This is a genomic window from Microvirga sp. GCM10011540, from assembly GCF_042650665.1.
Taxonomy (GTDB): Bacteria; Pseudomonadota; Alphaproteobacteria; order Rhizobiales; family Beijerinckiaceae; genus Microvirga; species Microvirga lenta.
The window spans coordinates 122,434-140,884 of sequence record NZ_JBHSBQ010000024.1 but is presented as its reverse complement, the minus strand read 5'-3'; the positions used below and the strand labels follow the sequence as shown (position 1 = coordinate 140,884).

The 18,451-nt window shown below is 63.7% G+C and carries 20 protein-coding genes; 11 read left to right on the top strand and 9 right to left on the bottom strand.

The window, feature by feature from the left end; translation table 11 throughout:
• The first annotated feature begins 52 nt into the window (after positions 1–52).
• From ACFOYU_RS09110 to ACFOYU_RS09100, 3 genes are all read left to right on the top strand, one after another.
• Entirely contained in the window at positions 53–967 is a 915-nt protein-coding gene (locus tag ACFOYU_RS09110) for a metallophosphoesterase family protein (protein WP_377033278.1), read from the top strand.
• Positions 964–1,443, top strand: a complete 480-nt coding sequence (locus ACFOYU_RS09105; RefSeq protein ID WP_377033277.1) for a YbaK/EbsC family protein — start codon at positions 964–966, stop codon at positions 1,441–1,443. The genes ACFOYU_RS09110 and ACFOYU_RS09105 overlap by 4 nt, the downstream gene beginning before the upstream one ends.
• 232 nt (positions 1,444–1,675) lie before the next feature.
• Positions 1,676–2,482: a DUF4142 domain-containing protein gene (locus ACFOYU_RS09100; RefSeq protein ID WP_226736470.1), complete on the top strand. Its 807-nt coding sequence runs from the start codon at positions 1,676–1,678 to the stop codon at positions 2,480–2,482.
• A gap of 57 nt (positions 2,483–2,539) precedes the next feature.
• On the opposite strand, the gene ACFOYU_RS09095 is transcribed toward ACFOYU_RS09100, so the two are convergent.
• Positions 2,540–3,466, bottom strand: coding sequence for a sugar kinase (locus ACFOYU_RS09095; protein WP_226736472.1), 927 nt, complete (start codon positions 3,464–3,466; stop codon positions 2,540–2,542).
• Positions 3,463–4,932: an FAD-binding oxidoreductase gene (locus tag ACFOYU_RS09090; protein WP_377033276.1), complete on the bottom strand. Its 1,470-nt coding sequence runs from the start codon at positions 4,930–4,932 to the stop codon at positions 3,463–3,465. Before ACFOYU_RS09090 ends, ACFOYU_RS09095 begins: the two co-directional genes overlap by 4 nt.
• 267 nt (positions 4,933–5,199) lie before the next feature.
• Here ACFOYU_RS09090 and ACFOYU_RS09085 point away from each other — a divergent pair, with 267 nt between their 5' ends.
• The 5 genes from ACFOYU_RS09085 (at position 5,200) to ACFOYU_RS09065 (ending at position 9,481) form a co-directional block, all read left to right on the top strand.
• A complete protein-coding gene (locus ACFOYU_RS09085) occupies positions 5,200–6,045 on the top strand; it encodes a transporter substrate-binding domain-containing protein (RefSeq protein WP_377033275.1) in 846 nt (281 codons plus the stop codon).
• A gap of 218 nt (positions 6,046–6,263) precedes the next feature.
• Positions 6,264–7,109 (top strand): lysine/arginine/ornithine ABC transporter substrate-binding protein, encoded by an 846-nt coding sequence (locus ACFOYU_RS09080; RefSeq protein ID WP_377033274.1) that lies wholly within the window; start codon positions 6,264–6,266, stop codon positions 7,107–7,109.
• Positions 7,110–7,249: 140 nt separating this feature from the next.
• The gene (locus ACFOYU_RS09075) at positions 7,250–7,972 is read left to right on the top strand and encodes an ABC transporter permease subunit (protein ID WP_319004797.1); all 723 of its coding nucleotides are present in this window, start codon (positions 7,250–7,252) and stop codon (positions 7,970–7,972) included.
• Complete coding sequence (locus tag ACFOYU_RS09070) at positions 7,972–8,697, top strand: ABC transporter permease (protein WP_377033273.1); 726 nt, start codon at positions 7,972–7,974, stop codon at positions 8,695–8,697. Before ACFOYU_RS09075 ends, ACFOYU_RS09070 begins: the two co-directional genes overlap by 1 nt.
• Entirely contained in the window at positions 8,690–9,481 is a 792-nt protein-coding gene (locus ACFOYU_RS09065) for an ABC transporter ATP-binding protein (RefSeq protein ID WP_377033272.1), read from the top strand. Before ACFOYU_RS09070 ends, ACFOYU_RS09065 begins: the two co-directional genes overlap by 8 nt.
• A gap of 3 nt (positions 9,482–9,484) precedes the next feature.
• Here the strand turns inward: ACFOYU_RS09065 and ACFOYU_RS09060 are convergent, their stop codons facing one another.
• Both ACFOYU_RS09060 and ACFOYU_RS09055 read right to left on the bottom strand, forming a co-directional pair.
• Positions 9,485–9,874 (bottom strand): hypothetical protein, encoded by a 390-nt coding sequence (locus ACFOYU_RS09060; protein ID WP_377033271.1) that lies wholly within the window; start codon positions 9,872–9,874, stop codon positions 9,485–9,487.
• Positions 9,875–9,876: 2 nt separating this feature from the next.
• Complete coding sequence (locus ACFOYU_RS09055; protein ID WP_377033270.1) at positions 9,877–10,314, bottom strand: DUF4112 domain-containing protein; 438 nt, start codon at positions 10,312–10,314, stop codon at positions 9,877–9,879.
• Positions 10,315–10,651: 337 nt separating this feature from the next.
• On the opposite strand from ACFOYU_RS09055, the gene ACFOYU_RS09050 reads away from it, so the two are divergent.
• The 3 genes from ACFOYU_RS09050 to ACFOYU_RS09040 are packed head-to-tail and all read left to right on the top strand — an operon-like array spanning position 10,652 to position 13,827.
• The gene (locus tag ACFOYU_RS09050; protein WP_377033269.1) at positions 10,652–11,197 is read left to right on the top strand and encodes a YcbK family protein; all 546 of its coding nucleotides are present in this window, start codon (positions 10,652–10,654) and stop codon (positions 11,195–11,197) included.
• A gap of 15 nt (positions 11,198–11,212) precedes the next feature.
• Positions 11,213–12,922 (top strand): adenine deaminase, encoded by a 1,710-nt coding sequence (gene ade / locus ACFOYU_RS09045; RefSeq protein WP_377033268.1) that lies wholly within the window; start codon positions 11,213–11,215, stop codon positions 12,920–12,922.
• Positions 12,923–12,945: 23 nt separating this feature from the next.
• Positions 12,946–13,827, top strand: coding sequence for an alpha/beta fold hydrolase (locus tag ACFOYU_RS09040; RefSeq protein ID WP_377033267.1), 882 nt, complete (start codon positions 12,946–12,948; stop codon positions 13,825–13,827).
• On the opposite strand, the gene ACFOYU_RS09035 is transcribed toward ACFOYU_RS09040, so the two are convergent.
• From ACFOYU_RS09035 to ACFOYU_RS09015, 5 genes are all read right to left on the bottom strand, one after another.
• Entirely contained in the window at positions 13,824–14,567 is a 744-nt protein-coding gene (locus ACFOYU_RS09035) for a class I SAM-dependent methyltransferase (protein ID WP_377033266.1), read from the bottom strand. The two genes, ACFOYU_RS09040 and ACFOYU_RS09035, sit on opposite strands and share 4 nt — an antisense overlap.
• Before the next feature lie 2 nt (positions 14,568–14,569).
• Positions 14,570–15,334, bottom strand: a complete 765-nt coding sequence (locus ACFOYU_RS09030; protein WP_377033265.1) for a LamB/YcsF family protein — start codon at positions 15,332–15,334, stop codon at positions 14,570–14,572.
• Between the two features lie 5 nt (positions 15,335–15,339).
• Positions 15,340–16,632 carry a nicotinate phosphoribosyltransferase gene (gene pncB / locus ACFOYU_RS09025; RefSeq protein WP_226736498.1) on the bottom strand — a complete coding sequence of 431 codons (1,293 nt, stop codon included), beginning with the start codon at positions 16,630–16,632 and terminating at the stop codon, positions 15,340–15,342.
• A gap of 94 nt (positions 16,633–16,726) precedes the next feature.
• Positions 16,727–17,056 carry a cytochrome c gene (locus tag ACFOYU_RS09020; protein WP_226736500.1) on the bottom strand — a complete coding sequence of 110 codons (330 nt, stop codon included), beginning with the start codon at positions 17,054–17,056 and terminating at the stop codon, positions 16,727–16,729.
• Between the two features lie 56 nt (positions 17,057–17,112).
• Positions 17,113–18,378 (bottom strand): PQQ-dependent sugar dehydrogenase, encoded by a 1,266-nt coding sequence (locus ACFOYU_RS09015; RefSeq protein WP_377033264.1) that lies wholly within the window; start codon positions 18,376–18,378, stop codon positions 17,113–17,115.
• Between the last annotated feature and the right edge of the window lie 73 nt (positions 18,379–18,451).

Here is an 18,451-nt window from a genome sequence, read left to right as displayed (position 1 = left end):
GCAGCGATGCGGCTCGACGAAGTCTCAACCCAGCCTCTACATCCGAGCCATCATGTTTCGCATCGCCCATCTGACCGACCCGCATGTGGGACCGCTGCCGAGGCCGAAGCTCCGCCATCTGATGAGCAAGCGCCTTACCGGCTGGTACAACTGGCACCGCAGCCGCCAGGACATGCACGACATGGAGCTTCTGGCGGAGCTCGTCGCCGACATTCACGATCAGAAACCCGATCACATCACCTGCACCGGCGACACCTGCAATATCGGCCTGCCGAGCGAATGGGCGACGTCGCGCGTGTTCCTCGAAGGCCTCGGCGATCCGTCCCGGGTCAGCTTCGTTCCCGGCAATCACGATGCCTATGTGATGGGCTCGCTCGAAGGCCTGTTGAAGGAGGTGTCGCCCTGGACCCGCGGAGACGACGGATCGGAGGGTGCGTTTCCCTTCCTGCGCCGCTACGGCCCGATCGCGATGATCGGGCTCTCCTCCGCCATTCCAACCCTGCCCTTCGTGGCGAGCGGCCGCGTCGGGTCGAAGCAGCGCGCGGTCGCGGAGGAGATCCTAAGCGAGTTGGGCAAGGATCCATCCTGCTTCCGCATCGTCCTCATTCACCACCCGCCCCACGTGGGCGGTGCCCAGCCGGGCCGCAACCTGACCGATGCCCACAAGTTCGAGGACATCATCCGCCGCGTCGGCGCGGAGCTGGTTCTCCATGGACACAACCATGTGGGCTCCCTGGCGCATCTCGATGGCCCGCGCGGTCCCGTGCCGGTCGTCGGGGCTCCCTCCGCCTCGGCGCGGGGCGGCACCCTGACCCACACGGCGGGCTACCATCTCTTCACCGTCGAGCAGGATGAAACGGGCTTTCTCCTCAAGGCGGAATTGCGCGGCCTGAGGCCCGACGGCAGCGTCGGCGGCATGGGCATGCTCTCCCTCGGCCGCATCCGTCAACCTCACGAGGGCCCATGAACGCTCCCCTGACCTCGAGCAGCCAGCGGGTCCAGGCCGCCGCCGAAAGGCTGGGCCTCTCGATCTCGATTCTGGAAATGCCGCAATCGACACGCACCGCCGAGGAGGCCGCGGCAGCCTGCGGGTGCGATGTGGCGCAGATCGTAAAGTCCCTGGTGTTTCAGGGCGCCGGGAGCGGACAGCCCTATCTGCTTCTCGTGTCGGGCAAGAACCGTGTCGACGAAGAGGGAGTGGCCGGGCACATCGGCGAGGCGCTGCTCCGCCCGGATGCGGCGCAGGTGCGTTCGTGGACGGGCTATGCCATCGGCGGCATCCCGCCTTTCGGACATGCCATGCCCCTGCGCACGTTGATCGATCGCGACCTGCTCGGGCACGACATCGTCTGGGCGGCGGCAGGCACACCGCGCGCGGTGTTCTCGACAGACCCCAAAGCTCTCATGCAGGCGACCGGCGCCGAAGTCATCGCAGTTGCCTGAGCGCTCCCGCCCAACAACGTAAAGACTTGAGCTTCCTTTCTTCTGTATACGCGCACAATCTTCGTCAATAGGCCAAGCTTAACGGTCAAGCTTGTACTATGACAAGATTATTTCCTATTTTGGAACCGCCCAGATGCTTCGTCGTTGACGGGGTGCAGCAGCCACCTATGCCTTTCGCGAGCCCGTTCGGCTTGCCGCGGCGATCTGCAACCCGGAAACAGGAGCTCTTCCCATGAAGAAATATCTTGCCCTCGCGGCAGTGTTTGCGACCGTTTCGGCACCGGCCGTCGCGCAGACGATCGACAGCCAGACCTTCCGCATGATGGCCATGCAGTCCGACGCGTTCGAGATCGCGTCGAGCCGCCTCGCCATCGAGCGTTCCCGCAACTCCCTCGTCCGCAGCTATGCACAGCAGATGATCCGGGATCACGGCATGACGAGCGAAGCGCTCAACGGCGGCCGTGCGGTCTATGCTGCGTCTGGTGAGATGATCGGCGGCGCCGTGTCCGGCACCCTGGCCGGCGCGGGTATCGGTGCGCTTGTCGGCGGTCCGGTCGGTGCTGCTGTCGGCGCCGGCATCGGTGCGACGGCTGGCTCGGTTGCAGGCGGTGCAGGCGCAGGTAGCGCCAGCCCGGCTGGCGGCGCGCTTGCCGGCGCAGGCGTGGGTGCGCTCGTCGGCGGCCCGGTCGGCGCTGCGGTGGGTGCGGGCGTCGGCGCGACGGCCGGAGCGGCCTCTGCGAGCGACGTTCAGGCAACAGGCGCGATCTCGTCTGCGCCGATGCAGCTCCCCGTTCAGCTCGACGCCCAGAAGGCCGCCATGCTGAACCAGCTGGCCTCCACCAGCGGCTCGCAGTTCGACCGCCTCTACGGCCAGTATCAGCGCATGGCGCACGAGCAGGCGCTGGCGCTCTACACCACCTATGCGCAGACCGGAAACGATCCGGCTCTCCGCCAGTTCGCCGTGCAGGTCATCCCGCATCTCCAGCATCACTACGCCGAAGCCCGCAGCCTGCCCGGCGCGGCAGTCCGCCGTCGCTAAGCGGCAGCACGACAGGTCTTCAGCAGCGGCGGGCCCTCGGGCCCGCCGTTTCGCATCTCAGGACGCGTGAAGAAATGCCTCGACCCGCTCGCGCCTGGGCATCGGCGCGACGGCCCCATGCCCCAGGGTCGACAGAGCGGCCGCCGCATTGGCATAGGCCGCCGCCCGGAACGGGTCGCGATGGGCGAGCCACTCCGCCAGGAATGCTCCGTCGAAGGTATCCCCCGCGCCTGTGGCGTCGACCGCCTCGACCGGACGGGCGGCAATGACCTCCACACGCTCCGACGTGGCGACCATGGTGCCGGACTTGCCCATCGTCAGCGCGACGATTCCGCAACCCAGGTCGAGATAGAAGGCGCAGATCTCCTCCGGCCGCTCCAGGCCCGTCAGCTGTCGCGCATCATCGAGCCCCGGCAGGGCGATGTCCGAAAGGGCGGCCGTCCCGTTGATGATGGCGCGCGCCCGGTCCAAGGGCCACAGCCGCAGCCGCAGATTTGTGTCGTAACTGACGACCGTGCCGTTCTCCCGCGCGTGACGGATGGCGGCGAAGACCGCATCCGCACAGCTCTCCGAGATCGCCTGGCTGATGCCCGATGCATGCAGCACGCGCGCGGCGGCGATTTGCGACAGAGGAAGTTCCCGCGCCCGCACGAGGCTCGCGGCGGATCCGGCGCGGGCGTAGGAGAAGACGTGCCCCTCCTCGCCATAGGTGATGAAGTAGACCCCGGTCCGCCCGTCCTCGCGAAGGATGACGGAGGAATGATCCACTCCCTCCTCGCTCCAGAGCCTGAGGAAATCCTGGCCGAAAGGATCGCTCCCCAGCGCTGTGAAGATGGCGGTCTTCGCGCCCTGGCGCGCGGCCGCGACGGCCGTGTTGGAGACGTCGCCCCCGAAGCCCGGCAGATACAGGCGCTCGCCATTCCGCTGAACCTCGGCGAACTCCATCAGCGGTTCGCCGATGGCCAAAAGATCGATCGTTTTCATGGATGTCCTGTCAGAGCCGGAAGAGTTGCGGGATGGTCCGCGTCAATGGCGACGACCTTGCCGGGATTGAGGATGTTCCGCGGATCGAGCGTCCGCTTGAGGGTGCGCATGAGGTCGAGGGCGACAGGATCCTTGTAGAGAGGAAGCTCGTCGCGCTTGATGAGGCCGATGCCGTGCTCGGCCGAGATGGACCCGTTCATGCGGTGGACGATGTCGTGGACGATGCGGTTGAACCGTCCCCACTCGGCCAGGAAGGCACCCTTGTCCATGCCGATGGGCTGGGACAGGTTGAAGTGGATGTTGCCGTCCCCGAAATGGCCGAATGCGCAGACGCGGATCCCCGGCATTTGCGCTTCGCAGGCTGCTGAAGCCGTCTCGATGAACCCGGCCACCTGCGAGACAGGCACAGAGACATCGTGCTTGATCGAGCCGCCCTCGAGGCGCTGGACCTCGGACAGATCCTCGCGCAGAGACCAGAGGGCCGCGCTCTGCGCGCCGCTCGTGCTGATCGTCGCGTCTTCGATGAGCCCGTCTTCGAGAGCCTTTCCGAGGATCGTTTCCAGCTGCCCTTGAAGATCGGCATCGGCCTGCGGCGACGACAATTCGATCAGGGCATAGGACGGGTGCCGATCAGCCAGCGGACGGACCGAGGCGGGCTTGTGCTTGAGCACGATCTCCAGGCCGAAATCCGTCATGTATTCGAACGTCGTCAGGTGATCGCCCGCCTCTGTACGCAGGTGCTCGAAGAGGGCCAGCGCGCGATGCGGCGACGAGCAGCCGATGAAGGCGGTGCTGCGAGCCTGCGGTTTGGGGAAAAGCTTGAGGACGGCGGCCGTGATGATCCCCAGAGTGCCTTCGGAGCCGATGAAAAGATTCCGGAGATCGTAGCCCGTATTGTCCTTGCGCAGTCCCTTCAGGCCGTTCCAGATCCGTCCGTCGGCGAGCACGACCTCGAGCCCCAGCGTCAGTTCGCGCATGTTGCCGTAGCGCAGAACCGCGGTTCCCCCCGCGTTGGTCGCGAGATTGCCGCCGATGCGGCACGAGCCCTCGGATGGAAGAGACAGGGGGAAATGATACCCGACCCGCTCGGCTGCCTCGTGGACGGACCTGAGGATGCAGCCCGCCTCGACGGTGATGGTCGCGTTGAGCGGGTCGACCTCCCGAATGGTGTCGAGGCGCGCCAGGGACAGGACGATGCCGCCATAGGGAACGCCGCCTCCGACCAGCCCCGTATTGCCGCCCTGCGGCACGATCGGGATGCCGGCTTCGGCGCATCGGCGGACCACGAACGCGACCTCCTCGGGATTGCGCGGGCGGACCACCGCGAGAGCCTCGCCCTGATAAAGCCCCCGGCTCTCGACGAGGTGGCCGCCGATATCCCCAGCATCCGTCAGAACAGATCCGGCCCCGAGCCGCGCCGCCAGCGCCTCTAGGAGAGCCACCCCCGCCTTTGTCTGGATCGCCATTCCCGCTCCCTGAAAACGTCCCTACTCATTGCGTCTTGCGGCGCGGTTCGCAAGGGCTGTCGGGCCGGTCTCCGCAATCCCGGTGGATGTATCTGACGTTACGGCACTTTTAGAGGGCGGGAACCGGACACCCCGGCGCCGCCCGCCCCCTGCAACCGGCGCTTGCCTTTTTTTCGAGTTTGACCGTTACTGCGTTCCGACGCGATCCCGGATCGCGGGAAGCAAGGCCCGCCTCCAGCACGGGCTTCCAAATATAAGGGAACAACAATGACGTTCTTCAAAACCCTCAGTCTGGCCCTGGTCGGCTCTGCTCTTGCGCTTGGCGGAGCGGCGGCGCAGGAGAGGACTGTCAAGATTGCCACCGAGGGCGCCTACGCTCCGTGGAACTTCACCGGCCCCGGCGGCAAGCTCGAAGGGTTCGAGATCGATCTGGCCAACGACCTATGCGCGCGCATGAAGGTGAAGTGCGAGATCATGGCCCAGGACTGGGACGGCATCATTCCGGCGCTGCAGGCCAAGAAGTACGACGCCATCATGGCCGGCATGAGCATTACGCCGAAGCGCAAGGAAGTCATCGACTTCGCCGGCCCCTATGCCAATTCCCCGAACGGCTATCTCGTGGCGAAGAACTCGCCGCTCGCCAAGATGCCCGGCACGGGCGAGGCCTATAACCTCGGCACCCAGCAGGCTGCGGCCGAGAAGGCCATCCAGGCCAGCGCGCAGACCCTGAAGGGCAAGACCGTCGGCGTCCAGGGATCGACCATCCACTCGAACTTCGCCGATAAGTACCTGAAGGGCACGGCCGACGTCCGTGAGTACAAGACAACCGAGCAGCACGACCTCGATCTGGCTGCAGGCCGCATCGACGCCGTCCTCGCCGACGCCACGGCCATCATCGGCACGCTGGAGAAGCCCGAGTTCAAGGACTATGTTCTCGTCGGCCCCTCCATCACCGGCGGCATGCTGGGCGAGGGCGTGGGCGTCGGCCTGCGCAAGGACGATACCGAGCTGAAGAAATCCTTCAACGAGGCCATCCAGGCCGCCATCAAGGACGGCACGGTGAAGAAGCTGTCGGAGAAGTGGTTCAAGATCGACACCACCCCGAAGAGCTGAGATCTCGATCCAGGATTGGAAAGGCGCGGCTCCGGCCGCGCCTTTTTTGTCCGAAATCCGCCCCACTGCGACGGAAAACGCCATTTCGGCCGCTTTATTCGGCACGATTGGGACTTGCGCTGGCTTAGCTTTTGACTGTTAGCTTTTCGAAGTGGCGGGGCCTGCCCTAGCGGTCCCGTCGAAAAAGGCTCAGTTGAAGCCACCAACAGGGAACGACGATGAAACTGTTCAAAGCATTCGGCCTTGGACTTCTGGCCTCTGCTCTTGCGCTTGGCGGAGCGGCGGCGCAGGAGAGGACTGTCAAGATTGCCACCGAGGGCGCCTACGCTCCGTGGAACTTCACCGGCCCCGGCGGCAAGCTCGAAGGGTTCGAGATCGATCTGGCCAACGACCTGTGCGCGCGCATGAAGGTGAAGTGCGAGATCATGGCCCAGGACTGGGACGGCATCATTCCGGCGCTGCAGGCCAAGAAGTACGACGCCATCATGGCCGGCATGAACATCACCGACAAGCGTCTGGAAGTGATCAACTTCTCGCTTCCCTATGCGTCCACCCCGCACGGCTGGGGCGTGATGAAGGATTCCCCCCTCGCCAAGCTGCCGGGCACCGGCACGACCGTGAGCATCGACAAGGATCCCGAGGCCGCCAAGAAGGCCATCGAGGCCTGGAAGCCGCTCCTGAAGGGCAAGACCGTCGGCGTTCAGGGATCGACCGTGAACTCGCAGTTCCTGGAGAAGTACCTGAAGGACATCGTCGAGATCCGCGAGTACAAGACCACCGAGCAGCACGACCTCGACCTGACCGCCGGTCGCGTCGACGCCATCTTCGCCGGTCACGGCGCCCTGAAGGCCACGCAGGAGAAGCCTGAGTTCAAGGACATGGTCATCGCCGGAACGGGCATGCGCGGCGACGTGCTGGGCCGCGGCGTCGCGGTGGGCATGCGCAAGGACGATGCCGAGTTGAAGAAGTCCTTCGACGAAGCGATCCAGGCCGCCATCAAGGACGGTACGGTGAAGAAGCTGTCCGAGAAGTGGTTCAAGATCGACGCCACTCCCCAGGCCTGACGGGAGCGTGCGGATCTCGACGTCCCGGATCGCACTATACGGATCCGGGACGTTTCGGCATTACGGGTGCCGGATGTGACGAATGCTGTCTCGCCCTTAGCTTTCCGGCGAAGGGGAGACGAAATCAGGAAAGTTGAAGCGTGCAGCAGCTGAGCTACTTCGAGCTCGTCGGCTTTGGCCCCAACGGCTGGGGATGGGCTCTTCTCACCGCAACGGGCATGACCCTCGCCGTGGCCGTATGCGGCTTTCTCATCGGCTCGGTCGTCGGAACGTTCGTGGCGTGGGCGAAGGTCGGAGGGAACCTCGCGATCCGCGGCATCGCCGACGGATACACGACCGTCCTGCGCGGCATCCCGGACCTCCTCGTCATCTACCTTTTCTATTTCGGCGGCAGCGCGGCGCTCGGCGCCATCGGCAGCCTGTTCGGCGCGGAGGGTTTCATCGGCGTTCCGGCCTTCGTCACCGGCGCCCTCGCCATCGGCATCATCTCGGGCGCCTACCAGGCCGAAGTCTTCCGCGGCGCCTATCAGGTCGTCAGCAAGGGCGAGATCGAAGCGGCGCGGTCCGTGGGCATGCACCGCTGGCTCATGTTCCGCCGCATCATCGCCCCCCAGGTCCTGCGCTACGCCATTCCCGGCCTCGGCAATACCTGGCAGCTGGTGCTGAAGGAATCGGCTCTCATCTCCGTCACCGGTCTCGTCGAGCTGCTGCGCCAGTCGCATATCGCGGCCGGCTCCACGCGCCGCCCGTTCGACTTCTATCTCACGGCGGCGGTGCTCTATCTCCTGATCACCTGGGTTTCCACGTATCTCTTCCAGCGTGCGGAAAACCATTCGATGCGCGGCATCCGGAGGGCTTCCTGATGGATTTCGCCTTCATGAAGGAAACTTTCCTAAGCCTCCTGAGCGGCGCGCCGCTGACGCTGAACCTGGCCTTCACTTCCGTGGCGTTCGGCACGGTCTTCGCCATGATCCTCGCGCTCATGCGCTTGTCGGGCGTGAGCGTGCTCGCCACGGTGGCGCAGGCCTATGTGTTCGTGTTCCGCGGAACGCCGCTGCTCGTGCAGATCTTCCTGATCTACTACGGCCTCGGGCAGTTCCGCCCAGCCCTTCAGGAATGGGGGCTCTGGATCTTCTTCCGCGAGCCCTATTGGTGCGCGGTGCTGGCGCTGACCCTCAACACCGCAGCCTATGCGAGCGAAATCATTCGCGGCGGCCTGCAATCCGTGCCGCACCAGCAGGTCGAGGCAGCCCGCGCCTGCGGGATGTCGGGCTTCCTGCTCTTCCGCCGCATCGTCTTTCCCATCGCGGTCCGTCAGGCGCTCCCCGCCTATGGCAGCGAGATCATCCTCATGGTGAAGGCGACGTCGCTGGCTTCGATCATCACGATGATGGAAGTGACCGGCATCGCGGCCAAACTGATCTCGCAGACCTTCCGTGCCGTCGAAATCTTCGTCGTCGCCGGACTGATCTACCTGATCATCAACTTCATCATCACGCGCATCGTCATGGCCATCGAGTGGTGGCTCTCGCCTCACCTGCGCCGACCGCCGGCAGTGGAGCCGCGTCTGGAGGCCGCCCATGTCTAACGGAGTCTCGTCCTTGTCGTCCGAAACCACCGCCGTCTCCATCAGCAATCTCCGCAAGAGCTTCGGATCGCTGGAGGTTCTCAAGGGCGTGTCGCTCAGCGCGAAGGAAGGCGACGTCATCTCGATCCTGGGCGCATCCGGCTCGGGCAAGTCGACCATGCTCCGCTGCATCAACATGCTGGAGGTGCCGGATTCCGGCGACGTCCAGATCGGCGGCGAGACGATCAAGCTGAGGAAGAGCCGACGCGGGATGGAGCCTGCCGATCAGCGGCAGGTGGACCGAATCCGCTCCAAGGTCGCGATGGTTTTCCAGAGCTTCAATCTCTGGTCCCACATGACGATCCTGGAGAACGTCATCGAAGCCCCGGTGCACGTTCAGAAGCGTCCGAAGGCGGAGTGCGTCGCAGAAGCCGAGGAACTGCTGGCGAAGGTCGGCATCGTCGACAAGCGCAACCAGTACCCCTCGCACCTCTCCGGCGGTCAGCAGCAGCGCGCAGCGATCGCCAGGGCGCTTGCCATGCGGCCCCAGGTGATGCTGTTCGACGAACCCACCTCCGCCTTGGATCCGGAACTGGTCGGCGAAGTGCTGCGTGTCATGCGCTCGCTTGCGGAGGAAGGGCGCACCATGCTCGTGGTGACGCACGAGATGGGTTTCGCCCGCGAGGTGTCCAACCGGGTCGTGTTCCTGCACAAGGGCGTCGTGGAAGAGGAAGGCCGCCCGGCGGAGGTGTTCGAAGCGCCGAAGTCGGAGCGCTTCAAGCAGTTCATCTCGAGCCACCGCTAGGGATCAGCGTCTCTCGATCCGGCGCATGGGCGCCTGTGGCGGGAGGACCTCCCCGTCCCGCCGGTCGGCATGGTGGTGCCGGTGTTGCAGGTTCCAGTCCTCCGAGCGGATCTCGGCTCGGGACCGCCCCAGGAAGAGCCCCAGGATGGCAGGAACGGCCAGGATCAGCAGTGACACGGTCGCCCAGACGATCGTGATCGCGGCAAGACCCAAGCCCTTGAGCATCGTCAGTCCCCAGGACAGCCACTCGACCGTCTCGGGATGAGTGCTCACCACATCGGCGTTACGCACGGCAACGCCGCCGAAGAAGTCGAAAAGGCCATAGGCTCCCCAAGCGAAGAGCGACCACACCGCCACGCCGACCCACGCTACGATCCAGAGCAGGCGTCTCATCGTCAGCGCTCCTCGACCCGCACGGCGGTGCCGTCGATCTCGCGTGGACCGCGCTTCGGCATGCCGAGATGCTCGTGAATGATGCGCAGGTTGCGCTCGTTGGCTTTGAAGTAGACGTCGAACAGATCGCCGGCGATGGGAATTGCGCCGACAGCGGTATCCACCGCCACGTTAGCGATCATGCGCGCGATCTTCCACCGGGGCAGGCCGAGCTGGCGAGCCTCCCAGATGATGTAGCTCGCGAGCAGGGTCGAAATGGCGTCGCCCACGCCCGGAACGAGACCGATCACGGAATCGATGCCCACGCGTCGGTTCAGTCCGGGAACGAAGAAAGCGCTGTCCAGCAGTTTGGCGAGCAGCGTAATGCGTGCAATCGCATCCTCCCGGCGAGGGCCGGCAGTCTTGATGGCATCGAAAAAGGCGCCCTGAGCAGCGTGCATCCATTCTCCTCCACGTCGCAACTCCTGCAACGCAACAGAGGGAATGTGTGTACTGCCCTGCAGAAGCGCAAGATTTAACGTACTTAATAACATTTCATATCTTTTCGATAATATATCTTTGTTTCGCTTACGATACAAGGAAGCACAATTCCACAACTTAAAGTTTATTAATTTGATTTACCTCCACGGGATAGTTGCCAACACGGGATTGAACTTCGATTATTCGGCCTAAGTAACAGCCTCGAACGCCGAATAACGGCCAATAACAGGCAAAATGCCAAAAAGGGCGGTCATCTGACGACCGTTAAACGTGGGGGCTCACTACGGGGAGGACCCGATGAGCACCAATCCTCGATTTCATCAAGCAGTGTCGCTTGTGTTCGTGACCGGCGCCTTGATGGCCGGTGCGTTGTCTGCACCGGCTCTTGCGGAAGGGGGCGACGCTCCGACGAGCCAGTATGCGAACCTGCCGCCGCAGAACCGCCTCGACCCCGGCGCCACAGGGAGCCTGCCAAGTCCCGGCAACCCCGCCCTGCGAAACCTCTCCAGTTTTTATTCCTTCGTGGAGCGGGGAGCGATCCTCGTCCGGGCAAGCGCCCCGACCAAGTGCCTTCCTGGCGATCTTCGCGAGGTGGTTGCAGCGGTCGCCGCCAAGTTCGGCCCCGTCAGCGTGGAATCCACGCACCGCAGCAGAACCCGGAACCGTAAGGCTGGCGGCGCACGGCAATCCCTTCATCTCGCCTGCCGCGCCATCGATTTCCGCGTCCGCACCCGAGCCAGGGGCGTGATGGCGTATTTACGCTCGCGTCCGGAAGTGGGTGGCCTTAAGGTCTACCGAAACGGCATCATCCATATCGACAATGGACAGCGCCGGAGCTGGTAGGGACCTTGGAGCTGCATGACGAGAAAGCCTGACGCTACAACGACCGCGGCGCGCATCGCCCAGGGCCGCGGCTCCGCTCCCGCCGATCTCGTCATCACCGACGTCCGCCTGCTGGATCTTGTGACAGGATCCCTGGCGCAGACGGATATCGCCATCTGCCGCGATACCATCGTCGGCACCTATGGACGGTTCAAGGGCACACGTACGATCGACGGGCGCGGGCGCATCGCAGTGCCAGGCTTCATCGACACCCACCTTCATGTGGAGTCTTCTCTCGTCACGCCGCTGGAGTTCGACCGCTGCGTTCTTCCTCACGGGGTGACGACGGCGATCTGTGACCCGCATGAAATGGCGAACGTCATCGGCACCGCGGCGTTCGATTATTTTCTCTCGTGCGCGGATCGGATGATCATGGATCTACGCGTGCAGCTTTCGAGCTGCGTGCCGGCGACGCATCTGGAAACATCCGGAGCCCGGATCGAGGCGGGCGATCTGGCCCGCTACCGCGACCATCCCAAGGTGATCGGCCTTGCGGAGTTCATGAACTTTCCCGGCCTGCTGGCTGCGGATCCCTCTTGCTTGGCGAAGATCGAAGCCTTTGCCGGCCGGCACATCGACGGGCACGCGCCTTTGGTACGCGGCCTCGATCTCAACGGCTATCTTGCCGCCGGCATCCGCACCGATCATGAAACCACGACGGCCGAGGAGGCGCTGGAGAAGATCCGCAAGGGCATGACCGTGCTGATCCGCGAAGGTTCCGTCTCGAAGGACCTGCATGCGCTGGCGCCGCTCCTCTCGGTCCAGACATCTCCCTTCCTGGCTCTGTGCACCGACGACCGCAACCCCCTCGACATCGCCGAGGAGGGCCATCTCGACTTCATGATCCGGACGCTGATTTCATTGGGCTGCGAGCCGCTGGCCGCCTATAGGGCCGCTTCGCTGACTGCGGCCCATGCGTTCGGCCTGAACGACCGAGGCATGATCGCGCCGGGCAAGCGCGCCGACATCGTTCTATTGGACGATCTCGAAGCCTGCGCCGTCTCCGACGTGATCGCCGGCGGGCATCTGGTTGATGAGACGCTTTTCACGACCCGTGAGACGATTGTTCCCGTCGGGCTCAACAGCGTGAAGGCGGCGCCTGTTTCGCCTGAGCAGTTCCGGGTCGAGAGCTCGACCGGCAAGGCCGAGGTCATCGGCGTCATTCCGGGAAAGATCATCACGGAGCATCTGAGCCTGAACCTGCCCGTGCAGAATGGAATGCTCCGGATTGATCCTGGGCAGGACGTGGTGAAGGTCGCAGTCGTGGCCCGCCACGGGATCAACCACAATATCGGCTTGGGGTTTGTAAAGGGCTTCGGGTTGAAGCGCGGCGCCATTGCTTCATCGGTGGGACACGACAGTCACAACATCTGCGTGGTCGGAGCCGATGACAGCGACATGGCCGTCGCGGTCAATCGCCTGCGGGAGATACAGGGCGGCTTCGTGGTCGTGTCCGACGGCACCGTTCGCGCTGAGCTCGCATTGCCGATCGCAGGCCTCATGAGCGACAAGACCTACGAGGACGTGCGCGACGCGCTCTATCCTCTGAGGGACGCGGCCAAGGGCCTCGGAGTGACCCTGGCGGAGCCTTTCCTTCAGGTGGCGTTCCTGCCGCTGCCGGTCATCCCGCACCTCAAGATCTCCGATTTCGGCCTTGTGGATGTGGACAGGATGCAGCTGGTCTGATCGTGTCAGCCTTGGAATGAGACATGTTCGAAGATTTCACGCACCGGCAGATCGCAACATCCGAAGCCGTCATCAATCTACGACACAAAGGAAACGGCCCTCCCCTGCTTCTTCTGCACGGTCACCCGCAGACCCACGCGATGTGGCACCGGATCGCACCGCGTCTGGCAGAAACCTATACGGTGGTCTGCGCCGACCTGCGCGGCTACGGCGACAGTTCGAAGCCTCCGACGACGGCCGACCACGCCCCGTACTCGAAGCGAGCCATGGCGCGGGATCAGGTCGAGGTCATGCAGGTCCTCGGCTTCGAGCGGTTCGCCGTTGTCGGCCATGATCGCGGCGGCAGATGTGCCTACCGGATGGCGTTGGATCACCCGGAACGCATCGTGGCGCTGTCGGTTCTGGACATCCTGCCCACGGCCGAGCATTTCCAGCGCACGGACATGGCCTTCGCCATGGGGTACTGGCACTGGTTCTTCCTGGCGCAGCCGCATGATCTGCCGGAGCGGCTGATCGGTGCGGATCCCGATGCGTTCTATCTGCGCCGCGGTCGCTCCATGTTCGACGAGGTTGCCCTTGCCGAGTACCGGCGCTGCTACTCCAAACCGGAGACGATCCACGCCATGTGCGAGGACTACCGTGCGGGCGCGACCATCGACATGCAACTGGACGAGATGGACCAGAAGGCCGGAAAGCGCATCGCCTGTCCGGTGCTGGCCCTGTGGGGTCTCAGGAACGGCCTGGAACGCTGGTACGATGTCTGCGAGGTGTGGCGCGCTTGGGCTGACGACGTGCAGGGACACGGCATCGATTGCGGCCACTACCTCGCTGAGGAAGCGCCCGAGGAGACGCTGGCGGCGCTCGAACCGTTCCTGTCCCGGGCGTTCAAGGAATCCGGCTTCTAAAGCCGCCCGACGCGGAAGGACAAGGGGAACCGGATCGTGCGGCGCCGTTCCGGGTCGCCCCATGCTTCGAGCAGGTCGCGATGAAAGCTCTCGATCGGCTCTCGGCCGAGCGCCTTCTCCGCTTCTTTTACCGCCGACCATGTTTCCGTGTAGCCAGTGAAATCCTCCGCACGCCAGCTCACTTCGATTGCAAGAACTGGGGCAGTGAGTTCCTGGAATGGGAATGCGAAGGCGCGGTAGCCACCCTCCACATGCCGCCGCTCCGGTGGCCAATACGGTCCGACCACATCCTTGTAGAAATGCTGGATCGTCGGGTCGATCTCCGGATCGGCTCGCACGACGCCGTAGGTGATCAGCGCAAGGACGGCGCCGGGTTTTCCGACGCGGCGAACCTCCTCGTAGAATGCCGGAAGATCGAACCAGTGGGCGGCCTGGGCTGCGGTGACGAGATCGACCGAGGCTGGTGGAAGGCCACATTGCTCCGCCGGTGCGACACGGTACTCGACACGTGCGTGAGGCTGCGCCTTTCCGATCTGCTGCGGACTTGCATCCGTGGCGATGACGCGGTCGAACCTCTCCGCCAGCAGAACGGATAGCTGTCCCGTGCCGCAGCCGACGTCGAGTGCCGCACCGGGAGCCGGACAGAGACCTGCCAGGAAATCGACGACAGCCGGAGGGTATGTCGGGCGATAGGCCGCGTAATCGCCGGACCGGGTCGAGAAGTGGTCCTTGAACGACAAGGTCATAACTCTGTGAAAGGCGCGATGGTGATGCCGTTCGCCTCGAACTTCGCCCTGATCGTCCGCGCCATCGCGACGGCGCTCGGCTCATCCCCATGAACGCAGACCGTATCGATCCGAATGGGAATGCGCTTGCCCGTGACGGTCGTGACGGCGCTTTCCTGGAGTGTCTGCAGCACGCGCTCGGCCGCGGCCTCGGCGTCGTGCAGGACGGAGCCGGGCTTCTTGCGGCTGGTCAGGGTTCCGTTGTCCTCGTAGGTGCGATCCGCGAAGAACTCGCGCGCCACGGGCACGCCGATCTTTTCGGACGCCTTCTCCATGAGAAGTCCCGGCATGCAAACGTTCACGAGACTGCCGTCCACGCCCTTGATGGCGCGGGCGATGGCGAGCGCCAAGTCCTCGTCCTCGTTCGCCATGTTGTTCAGCGAGCCATGGGCTTTTACGTAAGTGACCTTGTGTCCCGCAAGGGAGGCAACAGCCTGCATGGCGCCGATCTGATAGGCGACCATGCGCTCGATCTCGGCCGGGCTGTCGCCGCGGATCACGCGGCGTCCGAACCCCTGGAGGTCATTGAAGCCGGGATGCGCGCCGACGGCGACGCCTTTCCGCTTCGCGATCTCCGCCGTGCGGAACATGATGGACGGATCGCCGGCATGGAAGCCGCAGGCGATGTTGGCGGAGGACACGATGTCGAGCATCGCCTCGTCGTCGCCCATAGGCCAGGGACCGAAGCCTTCGCCCATATCGCAGTTCAGATCGATTTTCATGCGTATTACACCAGCACCGGCTGCGCCTGTTGCGTGCCGACTTGAAAGACGCGTTTGTAGCGTTCGATTTCAGCCTTCGGCCCCATGGCCTTCGTGGGATTGTCCGACAGCTTCACCGTCGGGCGTCCGTCAGCCGAGATGACCTTGCAGACGATGGAGATCGGATCGAGGCTTCCGTCCGGAGCCAGACCACGGAAGTCGTTGGTCAGAAGCGTGCCCCAGCCGTAGCCGATGCGCATGCGGCCCTGGAAGTGCCGGTGGATGCGCTCGATCACTTCCACGTCGAGACCGTCGGAGAAGATCGCCAGTTTCTCCTTGGGGTTCTGGCCGCGTTGACGCCACCATTCGATAGCCTCCTCGCCGCCTTCGATGGGCTCCTTGGAATCGACACGGATACCGGTCCAGGAGGCAACCCAATCGGGAGCGTTCTGCAGGAAGTTCGTGGTGCCGTAGGTGTCGGGCAGGATCACGAGAAGGTTGCCCTGGTAATCCTCCTGCCAGTCGGCGAGGACGCGGTAGGGGGCCTGAGCCAGTTCCTCGTCGCTGTCGGCAAGAGCGGCATAGACCATCGGCAGCTCGTGGGCATTGGTGCCCACGGCCTCCACCTCACGCTTCAATGCGATCAGGCAGTTGGAGGTGCCGAGGAAGGAGGACCCGAGCCCTTCGATCATCGCCTGAACGCACCAATCCTGCCAAAGATAACCGTGCCTGCGGCGGGTGCCGAAATCGGCGATGGAGAGATCCGGCAGCTTCCTCAGCCGCTCGATCTTCTCCCAAACCCTGGTCATGGCGCGGGCATAGAGAACCTGCAGCTCGAATTTGCCCATGCTCTTGAGGACGCCGCGCGAGCGCAGTTCGTTCAGGATGGCGAGCGCCGGGATCTCCCACATGGTGGTCTCGATCCACGGACCATGGAAGGTGAGGACGTATTGTCCGTTCTGCTTCTCCAGCAGGTACTCGGGGAAGCGGAAGGTCTCGAGCCAGTCCATGAATTCCGGCGAGAACATCTGCCGCTTGCCGTAGAACGTGTTGCCACGCAGCCAGGTGGACTCACCCCGGGTCAGGGACAAGGAGCGCACATGGTCAAGCTGCTCCCGCAACTCGCCCGCGTCGATGATATCCCCCAAGCGGATGCGGGTGGTGCGGTTATGGATCCCGAAGGTCACCTGCACGTCCCGATGGCGGCGAAAGATCGTCTGCGCCATCAGAAGCTTGTAGAAATCCGTGTCCAGAACGGACCGGACGATCGGATCGATCTTCCAAGTATGGTTGTAGACCCTGGTCGCGATGTCCACCATCGCCTGCTCCTCGCCGTTTCCGGAGGCGCGACAATAGCGAAGGGATGCCTGCGATGAAAGGGTGCCCGGCTACGGGATTCGGCCCTGCCGGATCTTATGGCGGCAGAACATCGACTTGAATCGAGGCATAATAGGCGGCCACGTTGGCGATATCCTCGTCAGAAAGGTCCTTCGCTACAATGTTCATCGACTCGTGTCTGCGTTCCAGCGAGCGATAATCCTTGAGCGTCTTGACCAAGTAGCCTTCAACCTGACCGGCGAGGTTCGGCGCCTCGGGGTTCTTCGAAAGACCGTCCATGCCATGACATGCCTGGCATACGACAACTTTCTGGCGCCCCGCGTGAGGGTCCGCCGCATCGGCCGGAACGGAGACGAAGCTGCTCAGGACGCCCCCAAACACAGCTACGGCGCAGACGTTTTTCATCTCTTCAGCCCCAAAGGAGCAGGCATGCCTACACAGCATGCCTGCCAGGAGATCGGTTACTGGTTCTCGTAGGAGATGCGATAGATCGCTCCGGCCGTGTCGTCGGACACCAGGAGCGAGCCGTCGGGCAGAGTGGCGACGTCGACGGGCCTTCCGAGATACTCGCCGTTTTCCGTGAGCCAGCCTTCAGCGAAAACCCGGGGCTCGTCGGCCGTGCCATCCGGCTTCGCAGGCGTAAACATGACCCGGGCACCGACAGGAGTCGTGCGGTTCCACGATCCATGCTGCGCCGAGAAGATGCCGCCCTGATACTGTTGAGGGAACATTTTCCCGGTATAGAACACCATCCCGAGATCGGCCGCATGAGCCGTCATCTCGACCTGGGGCGCGACGACACCCGAGGGTATCGGGTCGTCCTTGTACTCGACTGTCCGGATGGCACCGCCGCCGTAATAGGGAAAGCCGAAATCCTGTCCCATCTCGGTGATCCGGTTGACCTCTCCGGGCGGCTGATCGTCGCCCATGCCGTCAACTTGGTTGTCGGTGAACCACAAGGTCTTGTCGCTCGGGTTGAAATCCATTCCGACGGAATTGCGAATACCGGTGGCGTAAACCTCCTTGTTCTTGCCATCCTGGTCCATGCGGACGATGCCGCCTATGCCCGTGCGCTTGTAGAGGTCCATCTTGTCCTTGGGCGGCACGTTGAACGGCTGACCAAGAGCGATGTAGAGCTTGTTGTCCGGTCCGACCCGGCACACCCTTGCGGTGTGATTGTAGCTTTCCTCGGCTGCGGGAATGAGATCCCCCTGCTTGGCGACCACGAAAGCAGCCACGTCGGGGCCCTCGTAGAAGAATTCAGCTGCCGGAAACTGCAGCACGCGGTTCTGCTCAGCGACGTACAGGATGCCATCGCGCGAAAAACAGACGCCGTTCGGAATCTTGAAGGCGACGGATGGAGCAAACTGCTTGACCTCGTCGGCCACCCTGTCCTTGTCGCGATCGGTGGCGACATAGACGTTGTTCTTGCGCGTGCCGACGAACACGACGCCAGTCGAAGGACCGACTGCCATGTGGCGTGCGTCGGGCACGAGCGCATAGAGGTCGATCTTGAAGCCTTCAGGCAGCTTGATCTTTTCCAGATTGCGCCGAATGGCGTCGGCGCGGCGCCCTTCCTGTGGAATGGGCTTGGGCTCCACCGTTCCAGTACTCTGGAAGGATGAGAGCTTTTCGAGATTGCTCGTCGGCGATTGGGCAGCAGGCTGAGCGAGAACTTGGGACGCAAGAGCAACTGTCGAGACGGCGGCAAGCCAGATGGCTTTCATCGTTCCCTCCCCGGGTTCGCCCCCTCAAGCACCGTTATTATCGTTCGATCCGTAATCTTTCTGCGCAGTTCAC